This is a genomic window from Okeania sp. SIO2B9, assembly GCF_010672505.1.
GTDB classification, from domain to species: domain Bacteria; phylum Cyanobacteriota; class Cyanobacteriia; order Cyanobacteriales; family Microcoleaceae; genus Okeania; species Okeania hirsuta.
This window is the reverse complement of record NZ_JAAHGK010000672.1, coordinates 1-4,154: the sequence shown is the minus strand read 5'-3', so window position 1 is coordinate 4,154 and position 4,154 is coordinate 1. Positions and strand designations below refer to the sequence as shown.

The 4,154-nt window shown below is 35.1% G+C and carries 3 protein-coding genes; 2 read left to right on the top strand and 1 reads right to left on the bottom strand.

Annotation, left to right across the window (positions count from 1 at the left end; all coding sequences use genetic code 11):
* Positions 1 to 936, top strand: a 936-nt coding sequence (locus tag F6K13_RS21315) for a phytanoyl-CoA dioxygenase family protein (RefSeq protein WP_287288300.1), incomplete at its 5' end; no start/stop codon positions are given.
* 795 nt (positions 937 to 1,731) lie between these two features.
* On the opposite strand, the gene cysC is transcribed toward F6K13_RS21315, so the two are convergent.
* A complete protein-coding gene (gene cysC, locus F6K13_RS21310; protein ID WP_192901270.1) occupies positions 1,732 to 2,313 on the bottom strand; it encodes an adenylyl-sulfate kinase in 582 nt (193 codons plus the stop codon).
* A gap of 247 nt (positions 2,314 to 2,560) precedes the next feature.
* Here cysC and F6K13_RS21305 point away from each other — a divergent pair, with 247 nt between their 5' ends.
* Positions 2,561 to 3,988 carry a DASS family sodium-coupled anion symporter gene (locus F6K13_RS21305; protein WP_124145076.1) on the top strand — a complete coding sequence of 476 codons (1,428 nt, stop codon included), beginning with the start codon at positions 2,561 to 2,563 and terminating at the stop codon, positions 3,986 to 3,988.
* The last annotated feature ends 166 nt before the right edge of the window (positions 3,989 to 4,154 follow it).

Sequence of the window (4,154 nt, the reverse complement as noted above, 5' to 3'; positions counted from 1 at the left end):
GTAGAATCAGCTTGGATTCATCACGATCGAATTCAGGATGCTTGGACATTCAATCAAGATGTAAAAAAAATTGCCACTTCTTCCAAAATTATTAACCTATTAAAAATACTTTATCAGCGAGAACCAATCCCATTTCAAACCTTAAATTTTAAGTTTGGTACTCAACAATCTACTCATAGTGACAGTATACATTTTAGTTCAATGCCAGCTAGGTTTATGTGTGGAGTTTGGGTAGCTCTTGAAGATGTAGACGCAAATAACGGTCCGCTACATTATTATCCTGGCAGTCATAAATTACCAATATTTGATTTAAATGACTTAGGAATTACAGGTAGTTATCAAAATAAACCTTATGATGTTTATCCCATATATGAAGAGTTTTTACAGTCATTAATTGAACATAATGGTTTAAAAAAAGTAGAACTTTATGTCAAGAAAGGGCAAGCTTTAATTTGGGCTGCAAATTTACTACATGGGGGTAGTCCAGTTTTAGATAAAAACCGCACCAGATATAGTCAAGTAACACATTATTATTTCTCTGATTGTATGTATTATATTCCTTTACTTTCAGATCCATTTTTACATAGAATTCATCTTAAAGAAGTGAGAAATATTATGACAGGAAAAGTAGTCGATCATATTTATAATGGTGAGAAAATTGAAGTTAATCCCGAACAGTATGAAGTAGAAAGATTAAAATATCAACTGTTACAATTTCAGGAGGAATTAGAAAAATTAAGACCTATGGCAATGCAATTTCAGGATGAACTGACTATATTAAAACCTCAACTTCAAACAGTTGAGTCAGAACTAGAAAAGTTACGTATTCAGTTATATGATTATCAAACAAAATTTCAATTATCAGAAGCTCAAAATCAGTCAATTGAGACAGAATTAAAAAGACTAAGAACTCAGTTATATCAATCTGAATTATAGTAAATTCAGCTATAAGCTATAAGCTATCAGTTATCAGTTATCAATAGGACTTATACCGTTTCACGGAAGTCAAAAGTCAAAAGTTAAAAGTTAAAAGTTAAAAGTTAAAAGTTAAAAGTAATATTTTTAGGACTCAAAACTTTGACACTACAGTAATTTCAGGAAATTATTTCACATCTAAAGGAGCTAAACTTATTTGTAACATTCTTTTTTCACGCTTGGTATTACACATAACCACCAATTATGGTAGGGGTTAACGACCGTTAACCCCTACAAATGGTTTATAATATCATGTTCGGTAGCATCGGAGCGTGTATAAAATTAGGCATTGGTGAATGCGTAATGCTTTTGTCTCAAATATCTATGAAAAAACTATAATTGTACCGTTCATAAATATTTAATGGCATTACCTAATCACCAACCCCTAAAATTAAGGTAATAATAGGAGAAAACCTTCTGCCTCCAGCATAGCTGCCTTCTGCCTTCCTTCCATCAAAGTCTAATTATTCAACCGGACATGATATAACTTCATCTTTTGGGTAAGTCTTGGTATATAGCAGTTGAAGCAAAGGTTAGGATAGATCAAAAACTTAAAACTCAGACAACGTAATACTTTTCCTTCTTTCTTCTGCTATATATTATGTTCCCAATGCGGGACTTGCCCCCTATAGGTATACCTCACCCATGATGGAATATATCGAATCTGCTGTAAATAATATTGTCTGGTCAAAAAACTCAGTTTTATGATTCAAATAAATCAACTTTAGGATCATAAAACTGGGTTAAATAAATCTCCTAAATTCGCACAAAACTACCGTTAATATGGGAGCGATCGCTCGGTTCTAAATAACCTAAATTCTTCATCTTCAGTATAATTTTCTCCTTACTTTCAGTAACTGTTTCTAAGTCAGTTAGACATTCAACTTCAGGATGAGGAGGTGCTTCATAAGGTGAATCAATACCAGTAAATTCTTTAATTCCTCCAGCTCTGGCAAGTTGATAAAGTCCTTTTTTGTCTCGTGCTTCGCAAACTTCTAAAGGTGCATTAACATATACTTCCATAAAATTGCCAATTCTTTTTCTAACCTCAGCTCGAACTTGATTATAAGGAGAAATAGCAGACACTAAAACAATCACACCATTACGAGTTAAAAGATGAGCTAAAAAACCAATTCTGCGGATATTTTCATCTCGGTCAACTTTACTAAAACCCAAACTTTTACCAATATCTTGACGAACTATAGTACTATCAAGAACTTCTACCGTATAACCAAGCGATCGCAACTCTTCTGCCACAGCTAGACTCAGAGTAGTTTTACCAGCACAGCTTAAACCAGTAAACCACACTGTTACAGCAGTTTGATTAATTTTTTCCATTCACAACATCCTATAAAAAACAAAGTTTAAATCCCGAATAAAAATAGGAATTTTAGGAATTTAAAGTTTCATCATTTTCTTGACTTAAGATATCTACTATGATAACATAATTGTTTAACTTGCTATAAGTCAAATATAGCGTAAAGTATAACAGCCCAATCAGTTATAACTATAATTGAAACAGTAAAAACTATTTTAAATTCCTCATAGCATTGCCAATTAAATCTCCACAACTTAACTCATATAAATGGAAAATATTAGACATCTTCGTAGTTGGTTACGCATATCTCGTCAACCTCAGTATCGTTGGTTTTGGTTTGTAGCTGCAGCACTAATCTATGTAAGTATTCTCCTGTTTCCAATAGCAGGAATAGAAAAAGAAGCAAAAGGAGCTTTAGCAGTATTTGGGGTAACAGCTTTCCTGTGGGCAACAAATACCTTACCAGTAGCAGTCACAGGCTTAATGGTCTTATTTTTAATTCCCCTCAGTGGTAGTATGTCTGCCACAGAAACTTATGCCTATTTCGGCAACAAAGCAGTATTTTTTGTATTAGGAGCATTTATTTTAGCTAGTCCTATTCAACGCTCAGGACTGAGTACCCGTCTAGCATTAACAGTAGTTTCCCGTTTTGGCAATACCCAGAATACTTTAATTGCCTCTATTTTAATTCTTTCAGCCGTAATGTCTTTTGTGATTAGTTCCTACGCTGTTACGGCAATGTTATTTCCAGTAGTGATAGAAGTTATACAAGCAGCAGGAGCTAGACCCGGTGGACGTTTTGGACTAGCAGCATTCTTAGCTTTAGGGTGGGGTTGTGGTATTGGTGGTATCGCAACTTTACTTGGAGGTGCCAGAGCACCACTAGCATTAGGAGTTCTTCGCAGCACCACTAACGGAGAATACGATGTCAGTTTTGTGGAATGGTTTATTTGGTCTATTCCTTTAGTCGTATTACTGTTAACAGTAGCTTATTTTATCTTACTCCAAATAGGAAAAGGTACAGTTGTGTCTTTACCAAATGCCCTAAAATTTCTCAAAATTAGGTCAAAAAGTCTGGGAGGAATTTCACCAAGAGAAATTGGTACATTAGTATTAGTGGCAGGGATAGTTTTATTGTGGATTTTTCGAGGAACAGCTTGGGGACTAGATACAATAGCTTTCTTTGGGGTGATGTGTAGCTTCATTTTTGGGTTGGCAAGTTGGCAAGAAGTAGAAGAAGATGTTAACTGGGGTATTTTTTTAATGTATGGTAGTGCTATTGCTCTAAGTGCAGTGTTACGAGATACAGGGGCAGCACAAGCATTAGCAGAAATTTTATTGGGATCGTGGATTAATTCTGGTTTCATTTGTTTTGTGGCAATGGTTTTGATTATTACTATTTTGACAGAAGGAATGAGTAATGCTGCTGCTGTGGCAGTTTTGATGCCAGTTGGACTTGCTTTAGCAGCTAAATATGGCATAGACCCTAGAGCAATGACATTGGGTATTACTCTGCCATCAGGTCTGGCTTTTCTGTTGCCAGTAAGTACCCCGGTAATGGCCATTATCATTGGTAGTGGTTATGTGTCGCCTGCTGAAGCTTTTAAGCGTGGCTTATTGCTAAAATTAGTGGGGACTTTGATATTCTTGGCAATGGCGAAATTTTATTGGCCTTTATTTGGGCTAGGGGTGTAAGATATGAATATTTGGTTGGTGGTTGCAAATCCCTATGCTTACGATAAAGCAATGTGGAAAGGAATCTCAGAAGCTCAACAAAATCAAGCTAAATTGAGAGTTGTGTTTTTTATTAATAATAACTCTATTAATGATGTTATTGGTGAACTGGGTCAGACTGGTTGGA

What these genes read in the sequence shown, in the direction of transcription:
- cysC (WP_192901270.1), bottom strand. Translation starts at nt 2,313, where the DNA reads ATGGAAAAAATTAATCAAACTGCTGTAACAGTGTGGTTTACTGGTTTA.
- F6K13_RS21305 (WP_124145076.1), top strand. Translation starts at nt 2,561, where the DNA reads ATGGAAAATATTAGACATCTTCGTAGTTGGTTACGCATATCTCGTCAA.